Origin of the sequence: Enterocloster sp. HCN-30185 (genome assembly GCF_037890305.1) — a bacterium.
Classification (GTDB): Bacteria; Bacillota; Clostridia; order Lachnospirales; family Lachnospiraceae; genus Enterocloster.
In genome coordinates this window covers 280,708-295,344 of the sequence record NZ_JBBKBT010000003.1, presented here as the reverse complement: position 1 = coordinate 295,344, position 14,637 = coordinate 280,708, and the positions used below count along the sequence as shown (strand labels likewise).

Below are 14,637 nucleotides of genomic sequence, written 5' to 3'. Positions count from 1 at the left end.
TATGCCGGATACAGATTATGGATATGCATTGAAAATGGGAAGAAAGCGGTATCAGGATGCTTTAGCAAGAGGCGAGTATCCATACCTTCCCGTGCTGGATAACATTCTGGCGAATACAGATATTGTAGCAACTGTCAATCTGGGGGTAATGGATATTCCTCTGGCAAAAATGGTAGGGACAAAGACTGCAGAGCGTTCCAGCTCCTTTGCCAGTAATTTTATGCCCCTTTTGCCGGAACGGTCCGAATTTGGGGCTAAATGGACATCCCTTTACAAGTATCAGGTAGAGGAGGGAATCCAGGAACCGGTTGTTGCCTACGAATTTATGAATCAGTTTTACGTTCAGGAGGGAAATAAGCGGGTCAGTGTAATGAAATATCTGGGTGCCTACAGCATACCGGGAAGCGTAACGCGCCTGATCCCCAAACGTACAGATGACAAGGAAAACAGGCTGTATTATGAATTTCTGGATTTTTACCGCATTTCTTCAAACTGTGATGTATGGTTCAGCAAGGAAGGCAGCTATAAGAAGCTTTTGGAACTGATGGGAATGGAGCCGGATCAGGTCTGGACTCAGGAGGAACGTTTATTTTTCCGCTCCTCCTACGGGCGTTTTGCAAAGGCCTACAGCATGGCCCATGGGGATCAGCTTCAGCTCACAGAGGGAGATGCATTTTTAGTCTATATCGAAATCTACGGTTACGACAGCGTAAAAGGACAGACAGAACGGGAAATGTACCGGGCGCTGATGAAAATCTGGGAAGAGATCCAGCTTGCTAACCGGGGACGGAAGGTAGAGCTGATCGAAGAACCGGAGGAAATGGAAACGGAGCATAAACCGTCCATATGGAAATGGCTTCTTCCGGCAGATGATATGCCGGAGCATTTGAAAATCGGATTTGTTTATGCGGATACCATTGAAAATTCCAGCTGGAATTACGGCCATGAGCTGGGGCGGCAGTATCTGGAGGAGGCCTTTGAGGGGCGTATTTCCACGGTAGTTATCGAAGGGGCAGATACAGAAGGGGATATCGCCCGGGCCATAGAAAAACTGGTTCAGGCCGGCTGCACCATGATATTTACAACAAATTCCAAGATGGTAAATCAGAGCGTGAGATCCGCCATTCTGCATCCTGAGGTAAAGATTTACAACTGTTCTGTAAATATGTCCTATTCCTCTATCTGTACGTATTATGCAAGGATGTATGAGGCAAAATTCCTTATGGGAGCTATAGCGGCAGCCGTTTCCAGAGAGGATAAGCTGGGGTATATTGCAGATCAGCCCACCTATGGGATTCTTGCAGATATCAACGCTTTTGCCATGGGCGCGCGGATGATCAACCCTTATGTAAAGGTATATCTGGAATGGCGCAGGATCAACCATGAAAAGACAGCGGCAGAACGGCTGAGAGAACAGGGGATCCGGTACATTTCCGGAAAGGATATGATTATCCCCAGACATCCGTCCAGGGAATACGGCCTTTATGTACAGGAAGATAATGGAGAGGTTTTCAATCTGGCTTCGCCTATCTGGAACTGGGGGAAATTCTACGAGCAGATGATCCAGCTGGCCTTTGAAAGCAATGAGGAGCTGGAAGCCAGAAAGGGCAAAAAAGCGGTTAATTACTGGTGGGGAATGTCGGCAGATGTGATCGACGTAATCTGTTCCGGAAACCTGCCTCACGGTACGCTGCGCCTGATTGAATTTCTGAAAAATTCCGTTCGTTCCGGAAGCTTTCATCCCTTTGACGGTTTCATGTATGACCAGGAGGGAATCATCCGATGCAGGGAGGGAGAACGTCTGCGCTCAGAAGATATTGTAACCATGAACTGGCTGGCTGAAAATGTAGTGGGACGCGTGCCGGATCTGGAAGAATTGAATGACGAGGCAAGAGAACGGATGCAGCTTCAGGGCATCCGTGTAGACGAGAGTGTACAGACGGAGAAATAGCGGTATGAATATAATGATTTTATCAGATCAGGAGTCAAAGCTCCTGTATGAATATTATGATCCTGAGAGGATTAAGGACATTGACCTTTTGATTTCCTGTGGAGATCTTCCGCCGGAATATCTGACTTTTTTTGCCAGCGTGTGTCATGCGCCTTTAGTTTATGTAAGGGGCAACCATGACAATAAATACGCCTATAAGCCGCCGGAGGGCTGTATCTGCGTTGAGGACGATATTTATGTGTATAAGGGAGTCCGGATCCTGGGGCTGGGAGGTTCTATGGAATATATTCCGGGCTCGGCCAACCAGTACACAGAGCGCCAGATGCGGGCCCGCGTCCGAAAGCTGAGATGGAAGCTTCTCTGGCACAGAGGCTTTGATATCCTTGTAACCCATGCGCCGGCCTTCGGCCTGAATGATATGGAGGATCTGCCTCACCGGGGCTTTAAAGCATTTCTTACCCTGATGGATAAATACCACCCGAAATTTTTCTTCCACGGCCATGTCCATGCCAATTACGGAGGAAAATTTAAACGGAAGGATACATATGGAAGTACGACTGTGGTGAACGGATATGAATTTTATGTGGTGGAGTATCCGGAGGGGGAGGAGAAGTAAATTTCGCGCATAAAATCCCACCATTTACAAATACTACATTTACAACCAGTCTTAAGGATAAATGGAGGTACTTTTTCAATGATTTCAGAAAGAGTACAAAGATGTAAAATGGAGGAAACTGCGAAATGAAAGCTACAGGAATTGTAAGAAGAATCGACGATCTGGGGCGGGTGGTAATACCCAAGGAAATCCGGCGCACCCTTCGGCTGCGTGAGGGAACGCCTCTCGAGATTTTTACAGACCGTGAGGGAGAGATTATTTTAAAGAAGTATTCTCCCATGATGGAGCTTACTGCTTTTGCAGGCCAGTATGCAGATGCCATGGCCCAGTCTACCGGACTGATCGTCTGTATTACAGACCGGGATCAGGTAGTGGCTGTGGCGGGCGGCTCCAGAAAGGAGCTGCTGCAAAAGACCATAAGCCGTTCTCTGGAGCAGGCCATCAACGACCGTATCACCTATCAGGCCGGAAAGGATGAAAAAAATGTGATTCAGCTGGTGGATGAGGAGCTGGAGGGCATTACCGCCCAGGTGATTGCTCCTATTATCTGTGAAGGGGACGCCATTGGTTCTGTATCCCTTATGAGCCGGGAACCAAAGGCACGGTTTGGCGAGATGGAAATGAAGCTGGCAGTCACTGCCGCCGGATTTCTGGGACGGCAGATGGAAAGTTAAGAAATTAAGAAAGGAAAGACGATGAATGTTCGCCTTTCCTTTTTTTATTCCCCTTTATCATTCGGAGAATGAAGCTTGTGTTTTTTCCTGTATTGCAGGGGACTGCAGTCGGAAAGGGCTTTAAAGGTTCTGGAAAAAGAACTTAAATTGTGGTAACCAACCAGTTCACTGATCATTTCAACAGAATACTCGCTGTTGATCAGATAATTTTTAGCGCAGGTCATTTTGCATTCAATCAGAAAATCTCCGGCAGTAGTTCCAAGAACCTCTTTAAAGAGGTAGTACAGCTGGGTTTTACTGATATGAAAGTGGTCGGCAAGTGAATCTGCAGAAATAGGGCATTGGATATGGCTGTGTATAAACTCGCATATTTCCATTACAAGATGAGAATGGTTTTTGTATAGAGCGCTTTGGACATTCCCGTAAGATTGCCAGTAAAGCTGATTTACCATTAAAAGAAACTGCCCTAAAAGGAATTTGATATGAAGTACAGTTCCGAAGCTGTCCTGACAGGGGGAAGCAGAATTGACAAGCTTCAGCTGAGAAATCATCTGATCCATCAGGTACAGCCAGTGGATTTGCTGACATTCGGGCGCTGAAAGGATGATGGGATGCTCCATCCGGCTTACATTAAAGCTTTCCAGAAGGTTAACCTCCTGAGTGGAAAGAGGTGAGATAAAAGAGGGTGAAAAGTAAAGAACATACCGGTCACACAGGCCGCTTCCGGGATCTGTAAAGAAATAATGAAGATCCATGGAATTAAGAAGAACCAGACTGTTTTTGGGGATCGACCGGATGCCTTTTTCCGTCCGGCATTTCATATTAGAAGAGATTGTGTAAATGACCTCCAGCTGCTTATGCATATGGAAGGTCTTTTTTTCTGTCTGCGGGGCAATCTTATGGGCAATGGAAAATTCATCGGGGAAATTTTCCAAAAAGCTTTTGTAAAGAGTTGACATGGGTTCTCCTTTGAATAAAATGCAAAAAAACATGATTTTTATATCAAAAAATAATTTGTGCATATTATATAATAAAAATCAAGAAAACACAAGAATAAACAAATAATTTCATGAACATATTGAGAAATTGTTTAAAACAGACGGTGGAATTGTATGATTGAAACGATAATTGAAAAGGCAAATGAGTCAAAAAAGCTTTTAGAGGAAATTGCATATATTTCCGGAAATGAACGGAATGAAAATACCATAAAGCCTCTTTTGAAAAAGGCGGTGTGCTGCAAGCTGATGATACCGGAGGATGAAACAGACGATATCAGAAAGCTTATCATATTAAGCATTAAAAGCCGGAATAAGGAGGACGCTTCTCTGCCGGATCAGGTGATTCAGTCGAAAATAGAAAAATATGACTGTCATCAGAGTAATCTGGTGACACAGAAAAAAACGCTTTTGATACTTTTTATTGAAAAGGAACTGGGAATTCATTTTACGGATGAGGATGCAGTTGAAATTGCTTCCATAGATGATTTATGCCGTATGGTTATAAAGTATGGAAAGACAGGTGAGGAATATGGAACAACAGGAGATACGCAGTAAGTTCCCTGTTTTCAGTCAGAATAAAAGGCTGGTTTATCTGGATAATGCAGCCACCTCCCAGAAGCCCGAAGGGGTAATTGACAGGGTAAGGCAGTTTTATTTATCAGAAAACTCCAACATTCATCGGGGGAATTATCCACTCAGCAGCAGGGCGTCAGAATACTATGCGCACTCAAAACAGACGGTCAGCCATTGGATTGACGCACGTACGCCGGAGGAAATTGTATATGCAAAAAGCAGTACAGAGGCAATTAATCTCGTGGCTGCCGGAATGGATGGCCTGACAGGGCCGGAGAACAATATAGTAACTACGGAGCTGGAGCATTCCTCCAATTATTTTCCATGGAAGGAGCTTTGCCGGAGAACCGGTGCACAATTCCGGGTGGCAGAAGCAGAAGAGGATGGATCTTTAAAGACAGAGAAGCTGCTGAAATTAATAGACTGCCATACAAAGCTTGTTGCTGTTACAGGCATGTCAAATGCAGGCGGTTTCTGTCCCGATTTAAAGAAAATTATTTCTGAGGCACATAACAAAGGCGCTCTGGTACTGGTGGATGCCACCCAGCTGATTGTTCACCGGATGATTTCCGTCCGGGAATTGGACTGTGATTTTCTGAGTTTTTCCTCTCATAAAATATACGGTCCCATGGGACTTGGGGTGCTGTATGGAAAGCAAAGCTGTCTGGAGCTGATTCCCCCTCTTCTGTATGGAGGGGATATGGTTTTACGGGGAGACGGAGATCAGATCATATATAAAAGCAATACAGAAAAGTTCGAAGGCGGAACCCAGAATATCGGAGGAGCGCTGGGACTGGAGGCGGCAATTGAATTTTTACAGGAAAATGAGTTTGAAGCGCTTTTAGAGCATGAAAAGGCTCTTGCAGCTTATACAAGGCAAAGGCTCGAAAAAATAAAGGGCCTGCATATTTTAAATTCCGGTCCGGACAGTCCGATTATCCTGTTTGAAATGGATGGGATAGGGGCTTATGATGTGGGAGTGCTTTTAGGACTTAAGGATATTGCAGTCCGATGCGGTTCCCATTGCGCATACCCCCTGATGAAGCGTCTGGAGCGTCAGAGCCTGTGCAGGGTGTCGCTTGCAGTTTATAACACAAAGGAGGATTCAGACCGTCTGGCAGCTGCCCTGGAAGGGCTGAACAGTCTGAGAAAGGTATGAGCATAGAGGAAAAAATTAAAAAGTATACGCAGGATTTCAGCGAGCTGTGCGATCCGTTCTCTCAGGGGGAATACCTGATCGGGCTGGGAATAGGAAGGCTGGATGAACAGGAGATACGCAGGGATCAATACCGGATTGAAGGCTGCAAAACGGGAATATGGACAGAGGTTCTGAAAGAGAACGGCCTGATTTATTTCAGGGCCGACAGTGATTCTGTTCTGGTAAAAGGCATTTTACATATATATAAGGATCTGTATGACGGAAAAAAAGAAACAGAGATATGGGAAAATCCGCCGGAGTTTCTGAAATGCATTTCAGATGATGTGATTTATCCGGAAATAAAGGAAAATGGACTTTTCAAATGCTACTGGAAAATGGCGCATTTTGAAAATAGAACAAAGAACATGTTAGAGGAGGAAATAAAGCTATGAAGTATGCAATGGATGTGAAGGTAAACTTAAGACCGGTGTTTTCCAATCTGGTACATTCTGATTACTGGGAGGGACCCTGCCGTGTAGGACCGGAAGAGACTGGTACTCCCGAATATGAAAAGCGTCTGGGCAAAGAAGAGTTTAAGCAGTGGTATGATGAACTGAAGGCAAATCTGGATCTGACCCGATGCAACCTGATGGAGCCTGTTTACATTGAGTTTGATGAGAGCTTTGTAGTAAAGGATTCCGAATTTGACAAGCTTCTTCCTGAGAACCATGAGGTTGATTTATACCTGATCACATACCGTGTTCCGGGAATTGAACGGCTGAGGAAACCGATTTCAATGATTAATCTGGGACCTACACCCATCGACCTGATCGGCTTTTATCGCGATATCGGCTTAGAGGCATATATGGCTCATGATTATGAGGAGTACAACAAGATTCTTACCAATCTTCAGGTAAGAAAGGCAGTAGCTAATACCAAAATTCTGATCCTTTCCAATACGGAGCAGACGCCGGCTTCTGTAAATACGAGTACCTGCGACCTGACCCATCTGTTTACCCAGTATGGCATCCGCAACAACCGTATCGACTTCCGTCAGGTTATGAAATACTATGATGCTACACCTGTAGATGATGGTATTCAGAAGGAAGCAGAGGCACTGGTTGAAGGCGCGCAGAAGACAGATGTTAAAACGGAATATGTCTGCAATGACCTTCGCTATTTCCATGCAGTAAGAAAGATGATGGAGCAGTATGACTGCAATGCATTTACAACACCTTGTAAAGAGCTTTGTGCCAGCCGGATTCCGTGGGAGAAGAAATTTGTTCCCTGTCTGTGCCATTCTTTAAATAAAGACGACCGTATTCCATCTGCATGTGAAGAGGATCTGGCAGTCTGGATGGCAATGATGATGATGATGTATCTTACCAGACAGAGCGTATTTATGGGAAATCCTGTACTGGTGCTTAAAGGAAGCAAAACCCTGGAGCAGCTGGGAATGCCGAACCTGTTAACACAGCCCGGACAGACCTTTGACCATGATGTTCTGGAAATCCACCACGCAGTTCCGACCAGAAAGATGAACGGTTTCGGAGAGCCTGAGCAGAAATACGAGCTGGCTCCGTTTACCACCCACGGATGGGGAACTCATTATCATGTAGATATGAATGAGAATGAGGGACAGGTTGTAACCTTTGGCCGCTTCAACAGACGGGGTACAAAGATGATGGTTGCTGTAGGCCATACCATCGGATGTGAGTTCCGTCCTGTTTACTGCAGCCCGGCTGTTTACTATGACGTAGAAGGCGGAGCAAGAGAATTCCGTCAGGCTCTTGCTAACGGCGGCTACGGACATCATCAGGCCATTATTTACGGAAACCATGTAAAAGAGCTTCAGGAGCTGGGAAAGGTAGTCGGCTTTGAGGTAGAGTATTTCCACTAATTAAAAGATATATTTTGCCGGTATCCTCTGGGGAAAGATTTTGGGATACCGGCAGGATTTGTTGTAAAAAAATGACTGTATATGAGGGAGGAAATTTTATGAAGTACAAAAAAATGATTGCACTTATAGCTGCTGCCGGAATGATTGGTACACTGGGAGGCTGCGGCTTAAAAGCGCCGGAAAAACCAAGCCAGGCTCCTTCCGGGGAAACGGAGCAGGCACCAAAGGAGACGTCTGCAAAGGCAGACGGAGCCGTTACCCTTGTTTATGCAGAGGTAAACTCCATTGATTCACTGGATGGGGAAATTGCCACTTTTTTTAAGGACAAAGTAGAGGAAAAAACTAACGGAAGCGTTGTGATTGATATTCAGGCCAGCGGTGTGCTGGGAGCTGAGGTAGATGTTCTTGACGGAATGACAAACAACAGCGGAACGGTGGATTTATGCCGTATTTCCTGTTTTGCCTTAAACAGCTATGGAGCAAAGCTGTCTTCCTTATTGAGCGTACCGTTTACCTTTGAAAACAGAGACCAGTTCTGGAAATTTACGGAAACAGATCTGGCACAGAAGATTCTTGCAGAACCGGAAGAACTGGGACTTGGCATTCACGGACTGTATTATCAGGAAGAGGGCTTCAGGGATTTCTTCATGTCTGAGGAAGTAAATGGAATTGAAGGTTTAAAAGGAAGAAAAATCCGTGTATCCAGTGATCCGATTCTTACAGGCGTAGTAGAAGCTCTGGGGGCATATCCGACAGTAATATCCTTTAATGAACTGTATACCAGCCTGCAGTCCGGAGTGGTAGACGGCGCAGACCAGCCGGTGCCTCTTTATGAATCAAATGCATTTAATGAGGTTGCGCCCAATGTAATCCTGTCCCATCATACCATGTCAGCTTCAGAGGTTGTCGTATCAGATGCATCCTGGGCAGAGCTTTCAAAGGAACAGCAGGATGCCATTATGGAGGCCGGAAAGGAAACCAGCCAGTACGCAAAAGAGCTTTCAGAAAAAGAAGAGTCTGAGAGTATTGCCCGCCTGAAGGAAAAAGGTGTTAAATTTACAGAAGTAACAGATTATACGCCCTGGAAGGAAGCCTGCGCTGACATCATTTCTCAGTATACAAAGGGAATGGAAGAGGAGTATAAGCAGATTACTTCTTTAGCTGAATAAAGTCTGTAAGCTGAAGGAGGGGAATTATGACTGAGGAGAAAAAGGTAAAAAAAGGAATACTGGATTATTTATACAGTATTATTAAAGTAATCTGTAAGCTGTTTCTTGTGGCGGAAATTGCAATTACCTCAATGGCAGTTGCGGGAAGGTATATTCCCTTTATTCCGGATCCTGCCTGGAGCGAGGAGATGACGCTGACCTGTATGATTTATATGGCATTTATAGGAGCAGCTCTGGCCGTTCGAAAGAAAACTCACATTCGAATGACATCTCTTGATCGTTATATGCCGGAAAAGCTGGTAGATGGGATAGAAATTTTCGATGATCTTCTGGTGCTGGCATTTTCTCTGATGATGGTATTTGTGGGATTTCCTTATGCGGTAAATGCGGGAAAAGCAGTTTATGTCAGCCTTCCGTCGCTTTCCAGATTCTGGCTGTATGCGCCGGTGCCCTTTGCTGGCGTGGCAATGTGTATTTTCCAGTTGGAAACGCTGGTTAAGGATATAAGGAAATTTCTGGGAAAGGGGGAAGCCGTAAGTGGACAGTAATACAATCGCAGTAATTATTCTTTTAGCTACGTTTTTTATTTTAATCCTTCTTCGGGTTAATATTGCATTTGCAGTGGGAATAGCTTCCTGTCTCTGTCTGCTGTATCTGGGAATTCCTCTTTCCAATGTATGCCAGCAGATGGTAAAAGGTCTGAATTCCTTTTCACTGATGGCAGTGCCCTTCTTTATCACCATGGGAGGGCTGATGGGAAGCGGCGGAATATCGGAACGGCTGATTCTGCTTGCCGATTCTATGGTGGGCTGGATGCGCGGAGGCGCAGCAATGGTAAATATTCTGGCATCCCTGTTTTTTGGAGGTATTTCAGGATCAGCCTCTGCAGATACGGCTTCTTTGGGAAATATTGAGATTCCCATGATGGTAAATATGGGATATGACGCTGATTTTTCTACGGCTGTTACCATCACATCCTCTGTTGAGGGACTTTTGATTCCGCCCTCCCACAACATGGTAATTTACGCAACTGCTGCAGGCGGACTTTCTGTAGGCGCTCTGTTTATGGCCGGATATATTCCGGGCGTAATGCTGGCTCTTTCCCTGATGATCGGTTCTTATATTATCTCAGTTAAGAGAAATTACCCCAAGGGCCAGCCCTTCCATCTGAAAACCTTTATCAAATGCTTTAAATCAGCCATCTGGGCTCTGTTGTCTGTATTGATTGTAGTGGTAGGCGTTGTATTCGGAGTACTTACCGCTACAGAATCCGCAGCAATCGCAGTTATCTACAGTCTGATCGTAGGCCTGTGCATCTACAGAGAGATGACCTGGAAGGATGTATGGAACGCTCTGGGCGAATGTATTGATACCTTATCAATCGTACTGATTCTCTGCGGCACATCCAGTATTTTCGGTTACTGCCTGACCTATCTGCATGTTCCGGATCTGGCAGCCAATGCGATTATCGGTTTTTCAGAAAGCCCGATTGTGATTGCCCTTCTGATCAATGCGATTCTGCTGGTACTGGGATGCGTAATGGATATGGCCCCGATTATCCTGATCGCTACGCCTATCCTGCTGCCGGTAGCAACCAGCATAGGAATTACCCCTATTCAGTTTGGCATTATTATGGTATTAAACTGCGGAATTGGTCTTTTGACTCCCCCGGTTGGAACCTGCCTGTTTATTTCATCGGCAATTTCCCATCTGCCGATAGAAAAGATTGCCAAGGCAACCCTTCCATTCTATCTGTGCATGATTCTGGTACTGTTGCTTCTTACATTTGTTCCGGGATTCACCATGCTGCTTCCCAATCTTTTTTATGGGGGATAAAATAAGAATATGGTAAATAAAAACGGCTCCCTGTCCGATGTGGTGTGATGTGTTGGATGGGGGCCGTTTTTTGAGTAAATTTTTCGAAAAAAAAAGAAAGGGAAAAATGGGAACGAAGCGGATCGTCCGGACAGAAATAGGAGAAGGATGTGCGATGAGGGAAAGAATGTTTCCGAAAGATTGAAAAAACAGGATAAAGAAGGGGAAAATACGGCAAAAATTGTATATAATGCACAAAAACGATGTAAAATTATTGTGGAAAAATACGTTTACATTCCCATATATAACAGGTAACATAGAAATTGTAACCCAAAAGTAAACGATAACGAAAACATTTACGTTAACGTTTACTTAACAGTTTTCGCTGGCCAGCAAAGGAACTGAAAAAATGAGCAGATCAACAACCACACTGAAGCAAATTGCAGAAACAGCAGGCGTTTCTATCACAACTGTACACCGGGTGCTGAATGGCAAGGAAGGCTGCGGCGAACAGCTGCGGACACGCATTATGGAAATTGCAAAACAGCAGGGATACGAGATTAATTATGTAGCGTCTTCCCTTCGGAAAAAACCAATTCATATTGCGGTGATTTTTCCAAAAAGCGATGCAGACAGCCATCTGTATGTTCAGGAGATTCTGAATGGATATTTTCAGGAAAGAGAAGAGATTGAACCATATAATATTATTTTTCAGGAATATTATTATCCGGCCCATGATTTGGAGAGTATGGTATTCTTATCCTGTCTGAATAATATTTATCAGGAACGGCCATTTCGCTATGACGGAGTAATCGTTTATAAAGAAGACTTGGGAGATGACAGGCGGTATACCGCTATTTTGAACCGTATTATGGGAAAACGGATTCCTGTTGTCATTCTGCAGAAATGCCGGGATGATACGCAATACTCCTGTCTGGTAGGTCCGGATGAAGAGCTTGCAGGTAAAATGGCCGCAGAGCTTATGGACAAGATGACAGTTGGGGAGGGAAACGTAAAGATATTCAGTCAGGATCTTCCGTTTGCAGATAAGAATGCAGCTGTATTTGCAGAAGAATTAAAACGCAGACGTCCGGAACTGAGGTGCAGTATAACTGCACTGAAACTGAATGAAGAGCAGTCAGAACGAATCGCCCGGGAGCTGTCAGAAGGAGAGTACCCGTCAGGCATATACTTTACATGTGCCCGTCATACAGCGGCATTTCTCAGAATTGATCCGAAGATACGAAGAAATGCAGGAACGGTGATTGGAAGCGAACTGTTTGAGGAAAGCTGTCAGGCATTGCAGACAGGCGCGCTGGACGCTGTGATTGATAAAAAACCCTTCAGTGTAGGATATCAGGCTCTGAAACTGCTGTTTAATAATATCGTTAAGAATGAAAAGCTTCCTGTAAGGTATAGTGTTCTTCCGCGTATTATTATTCAGTCCAACAGTTATGTCTACTACAGAAGAAGGAAAGAAAAGTATGGAAGCAGCGAAGAAACGGAATATAGCATATATTGAAAATGTGAAAAATGCTCCGGCATTTGGACTGAGAGATAAGATAGGATACCTGTGCGGCGACCTTGGCTTTAACAGCCTGCAGGTTATTGTAAACAGTTATCTGATGTTGTTCTGCGTTAATATTTTAGGTATGAATGCAGTTCATTTTGCAGGTATTGTGTTTATATGTAAGGCGTTGGATGCGTTAAATGACACATTTATCGGGAGAACGGTGGATCGCCGTGCACCTGCTAAAAATGGAAAAATGAAGCCGTATCTGCTGTGGTTTGCAGTTCCGTATGCCATATTTACGCTGATACTATTTATGAATGTTCACGCTATGCCGTATGCAGCAAAAATAGCATGGGTATTGATCATCTATTTTTTCTGGGGTATTATAGGTACCTTTATCAATGTTCCTTATGGAGCAATGTCCAATATTATTACTACGAATCAGATTGAGAGAACGGAGCTTTCCAATTTCCGAAGCATAGGAAGTTTTGCAGCCAGCATGGGAACGACAACCATTGCGCCTCTCCTGCTGTTTGACCAGAATAATGATCCAATTGCCGGAAGATTTATTCTGCTGTCTGTTATTTTAGGAGTGTTCTGCACAGTATGTCTGTTTTTGGCACATACCCTGATTCATGAACGCGTTCTGGTGGAAGAAGTTAAGGTTAATGAAAATGGTGAGAAGATTAACTATCTTCAGGTAGCAAAATCCTTTCTGCATAATCGGGTTATGATTGCGGTAGTTGCATCATATGTGATCGTTAAATTATTTATACAGCCGGTATCTACTTTAAACCAGTATGTATTTATGACATATTTTCAGGACACATCCAGTCTTGCTATGGCATCTCTTACTACAATGGGGCCAATGCTTTTGGGAATGGTATTTTTGAAGCCTCTTGTAAAACGCTTTGGAAAAAAGGCGCTTGTTACATGGCCGCTTCTGGGATCGGCACTTATGCATGGAGCCAATATGCTTCTTCCTCTTGGGCCGAAAGAATGGATTTTCTGTCAGCTTATGGCATCTGCATTTATTACCTGCCTGAATCTTTTATTATGGTCTCTGATCGCAGACGCAGTAGATTATCAGGCGTATCTGACCGGACAGAGAAATGATGGAACGGTCTACGCAACGATTACATTTATTGTATTTTTTGCTGCAAGTGCCAGTACATCGATCATTGCTCTTCTTTTGGAGGCAGTTGGATATGATCCGACTCTGGGTTCCATGGGACAGCTGGCAGGCGTACCAGAAAAAATCAAAATGCTGGGAGGCGCGTGGCCTATGATTGGCGCTCTTCTTTCATTTGTCTGCTTTAAATTTATTTACAATGTAAGCGATGCACGAATGAGAGAAATCAGCGAGGAACTTCGCAGAAAAAGCGAGGAGACAGAGGAGAGAATTTTAAATGAAAATGCAGAAAATGAAGCATGAAATAACTGAGATTGCGCCCAATACCTGGTGTCTGAGTGAGTTCAGGCTGGTGAATGCCTTCTTGGCAGAAGGAAAAGAAAAGGCCGCTTTAATTGATACCGGCTGCGGGATTGGAAATCTGGGAGAGACAGTAAAAGAGCTGACGCAGAAGCCGGTTGAAATTTTTCTGACCCATGGTCATGCAGATCACAGCGGAGGGATCTATACCCTTCCCCAAAGCCCGGTATATATGATGAAAGAGGATGAAAAACTGTTTCAGGAAATGCCTGCTACGAATGAGATGCGCCGGTTTTATGTAAAGACCCGGGTGCCGGTCCGTTATCCGGGTGAAGGCAACGTGGAAGCGATAACCGCTCTGATACCTGAGCAGGAACCGGAATATACAGGGGAATATACGGCTGTTAAGGATGGGGATATTTTTGAGCTGGGGGAGAGAACATTAACAGCATTACATACGCCGGGACATTCAGAAGGAAGCGTATGCTATCTGGACAGTCAAAGCCGCGTGTTATTCAGCGGTGATACGGTGAACCATAGCATTATTTTAATGCGTCAGCCTGATAATGACAAACGTCTGATTCGGATTTATCATGAAAGCCTGAAGAAAATCTGGGAACAGCAGGAAAAATTTGACAGACTTGCAATCGGACATGACGGAATCCTTTTAGATAAGGCAATAGTAAAAGATTATCTGGAACTGACGGGAGGACTTCTGGATGGAAGCATTGTGGGAAAATATGAAGAGATAGGATTCAGAAAGGGAGATGTTGCACGTTTGGGACAGGCAGAACTGTGGTATCAGTGTGATGAATAAGAGGGGGTAAACGCAAAAGGGAGCGGTTTAAGGAATCGCTC

15 protein-coding genes are annotated in these 14,637 nt (G+C 44.5%); 14 read left to right on the top strand and 1 reads right to left on the bottom strand.

The genetic code is table 11. The annotated features are described in order from the left end of the window. Position 1: 1 nt before the first annotated feature. The 3 genes from WKT10_RS05400 to spoVT all read left to right on the top strand — a co-directional run bounded on the left by WKT10_RS05400 (position 2) and on the right by spoVT (position 3,241). Complete coding sequence (locus WKT10_RS05400; protein WP_066543259.1) at positions 2-1,951, top strand: BMP family ABC transporter substrate-binding protein; 1,950 nt, start codon at positions 2-4, stop codon at positions 1,949-1,951. Positions 1,952-1,955: 4 nt separating this feature from the next. Then, complete coding sequence (locus WKT10_RS05395) at positions 1,956-2,567, top strand: metallophosphoesterase family protein (RefSeq protein WP_066543258.1); 612 nt, start codon at positions 1,956-1,958, stop codon at positions 2,565-2,567. A gap of 125 nt (positions 2,568-2,692) precedes the next feature. Further along, positions 2,693-3,241, top strand: a complete 549-nt coding sequence (gene spoVT / locus WKT10_RS05390; RefSeq protein ID WP_066543255.1) for a stage V sporulation protein T — start codon at positions 2,693-2,695, stop codon at positions 3,239-3,241. A 44-nt stretch (positions 3,242-3,285) separates the two neighbouring features. Here the strand turns inward: spoVT and WKT10_RS05385 are convergent, their stop codons facing one another. Continuing rightward, positions 3,286-4,200: an AraC family transcriptional regulator gene (locus WKT10_RS05385; protein WP_340275964.1), complete on the bottom strand. Its 915-nt coding sequence runs from the start codon at positions 4,198-4,200 to the stop codon at positions 3,286-3,288. Between the two features lie 153 nt (positions 4,201-4,353). Here WKT10_RS05385 and WKT10_RS05380 point away from each other — a divergent pair, with 153 nt between their 5' ends. The 11 genes from WKT10_RS05380 (at position 4,354) to WKT10_RS05330 (ending at position 14,596) form a co-directional block, all read left to right on the top strand. After that, a complete protein-coding gene (locus tag WKT10_RS05380) occupies positions 4,354-4,794 on the top strand; it encodes a hypothetical protein (protein WP_066543248.1) in 441 nt (146 codons plus the stop codon). Beyond that, entirely contained in the window at positions 4,769-5,971 is a 1,203-nt protein-coding gene (locus WKT10_RS05375; protein WP_066543247.1) for an aminotransferase class V-fold PLP-dependent enzyme, read from the top strand. Before WKT10_RS05380 ends, WKT10_RS05375 begins: the two co-directional genes overlap by 26 nt. After that, positions 5,968-6,402, top strand: coding sequence for a SufE family protein (locus WKT10_RS05370; protein ID WP_066543244.1), 435 nt, complete (start codon positions 5,968-5,970; stop codon positions 6,400-6,402). Before WKT10_RS05375 ends, WKT10_RS05370 begins: the two co-directional genes overlap by 4 nt. Beyond that, positions 6,399-7,850, top strand: a complete 1,452-nt coding sequence (locus tag WKT10_RS05365) for a hypothetical protein (protein ID WP_340275961.1) — start codon at positions 6,399-6,401, stop codon at positions 7,848-7,850. The genes WKT10_RS05370 and WKT10_RS05365 overlap by 4 nt, the downstream gene beginning before the upstream one ends. 98 nt (positions 7,851-7,948) lie before the next feature. Then, on the top strand, positions 7,949-9,019 hold the full coding sequence (locus WKT10_RS05360) for a TRAP transporter substrate-binding protein (protein WP_340275959.1): 1,071 nt from the start codon (positions 7,949-7,951) through the stop codon (positions 9,017-9,019). Positions 9,020-9,045: 26 nt separating this feature from the next. Beyond that, positions 9,046-9,567, top strand: a complete 522-nt coding sequence (locus WKT10_RS05355) for a TRAP transporter small permease (protein WP_340275957.1) — start codon at positions 9,046-9,048, stop codon at positions 9,565-9,567. After that, the gene (locus WKT10_RS05350) at positions 9,557-10,855 is read left to right on the top strand and encodes a TRAP transporter large permease (protein WP_340275955.1); all 1,299 of its coding nucleotides are present in this window, start codon (positions 9,557-9,559) and stop codon (positions 10,853-10,855) included. The genes WKT10_RS05355 and WKT10_RS05350 overlap by 11 nt, the downstream gene beginning before the upstream one ends. A 147-nt stretch (positions 10,856-11,002) precedes the next feature. Further along, positions 11,003-11,149: a hypothetical protein gene (locus tag WKT10_RS05345; protein ID WP_337434429.1), complete on the top strand. Its 147-nt coding sequence runs from the start codon at positions 11,003-11,005 to the stop codon at positions 11,147-11,149. A gap of 94 nt (positions 11,150-11,243) precedes the next feature. Then, on the top strand, positions 11,244-12,356 hold the full coding sequence (locus WKT10_RS05340; protein WP_340275952.1) for a substrate-binding domain-containing protein: 1,113 nt from the start codon (positions 11,244-11,246) through the stop codon (positions 12,354-12,356). Further along, positions 12,319-13,782 (top strand): MFS transporter, encoded by a 1,464-nt coding sequence (locus WKT10_RS05335; RefSeq protein WP_066543226.1) that lies wholly within the window; start codon positions 12,319-12,321, stop codon positions 13,780-13,782. The genes WKT10_RS05340 and WKT10_RS05335 overlap by 38 nt, the downstream gene beginning before the upstream one ends. Continuing rightward, entirely contained in the window at positions 13,757-14,596 is an 840-nt protein-coding gene (locus WKT10_RS05330; RefSeq protein WP_096807378.1) for an MBL fold metallo-hydrolase, read from the top strand. Before WKT10_RS05335 ends, WKT10_RS05330 begins: the two co-directional genes overlap by 26 nt. Positions 14,597-14,637 lie beyond the last annotated feature (41 nt).

What these genes read in the sequence shown, in the direction of transcription:
- WKT10_RS05400 (WP_066543259.1), top strand. Translation starts at nt 2, where the DNA reads ATGCCGGATACAGATTATGGATATGCATTGAAAATGGGAAGAAAGCGG.
- WKT10_RS05395 (WP_066543258.1), top strand. Translation starts at nt 1,956, where the DNA reads ATGAATATAATGATTTTATCAGATCAGGAGTCAAAGCTCCTGTATGAA.
- spoVT (WP_066543255.1), top strand. Translation starts at nt 2,693, where the DNA reads ATGAAAGCTACAGGAATTGTAAGAAGAATCGACGATCTGGGGCGGGTG.
- WKT10_RS05385 (WP_340275964.1), bottom strand. Translation starts at nt 4,200, where the DNA reads ATGTCAACTCTTTACAAAAGCTTTTTGGAAAATTTCCCCGATGAATTT.
- WKT10_RS05380 (WP_066543248.1), top strand. Translation starts at nt 4,354, where the DNA reads ATGATTGAAACGATAATTGAAAAGGCAAATGAGTCAAAAAAGCTTTTA.
- WKT10_RS05375 (WP_066543247.1), top strand. Translation starts at nt 4,769, where the DNA reads ATGGAACAACAGGAGATACGCAGTAAGTTCCCTGTTTTCAGTCAGAAT.
- WKT10_RS05370 (WP_066543244.1), top strand. Translation starts at nt 5,968, where the DNA reads ATGAGCATAGAGGAAAAAATTAAAAAGTATACGCAGGATTTCAGCGAG.
- WKT10_RS05365 (WP_340275961.1), top strand. Translation starts at nt 6,399, where the DNA reads ATGAAGTATGCAATGGATGTGAAGGTAAACTTAAGACCGGTGTTTTCC.
- WKT10_RS05360 (WP_340275959.1), top strand. Translation starts at nt 7,949, where the DNA reads ATGAAGTACAAAAAAATGATTGCACTTATAGCTGCTGCCGGAATGATT.
- WKT10_RS05355 (WP_340275957.1), top strand. Translation starts at nt 9,046, where the DNA reads ATGACTGAGGAGAAAAAGGTAAAAAAAGGAATACTGGATTATTTATAC.
- WKT10_RS05345 (WP_337434429.1), top strand. Translation starts at nt 11,003, where the DNA reads ATGTGCGATGAGGGAAAGAATGTTTCCGAAAGATTGAAAAAACAGGAT.
- WKT10_RS05340 (WP_340275952.1), top strand. Translation starts at nt 11,244, where the DNA reads ATGAGCAGATCAACAACCACACTGAAGCAAATTGCAGAAACAGCAGGC.
- WKT10_RS05335 (WP_066543226.1), top strand. Translation starts at nt 12,319, where the DNA reads ATGGAAGCAGCGAAGAAACGGAATATAGCATATATTGAAAATGTGAAA.
- WKT10_RS05330 (WP_096807378.1), top strand. Translation starts at nt 13,757, where the DNA reads ATGAAAATGCAGAAAATGAAGCATGAAATAACTGAGATTGCGCCCAAT.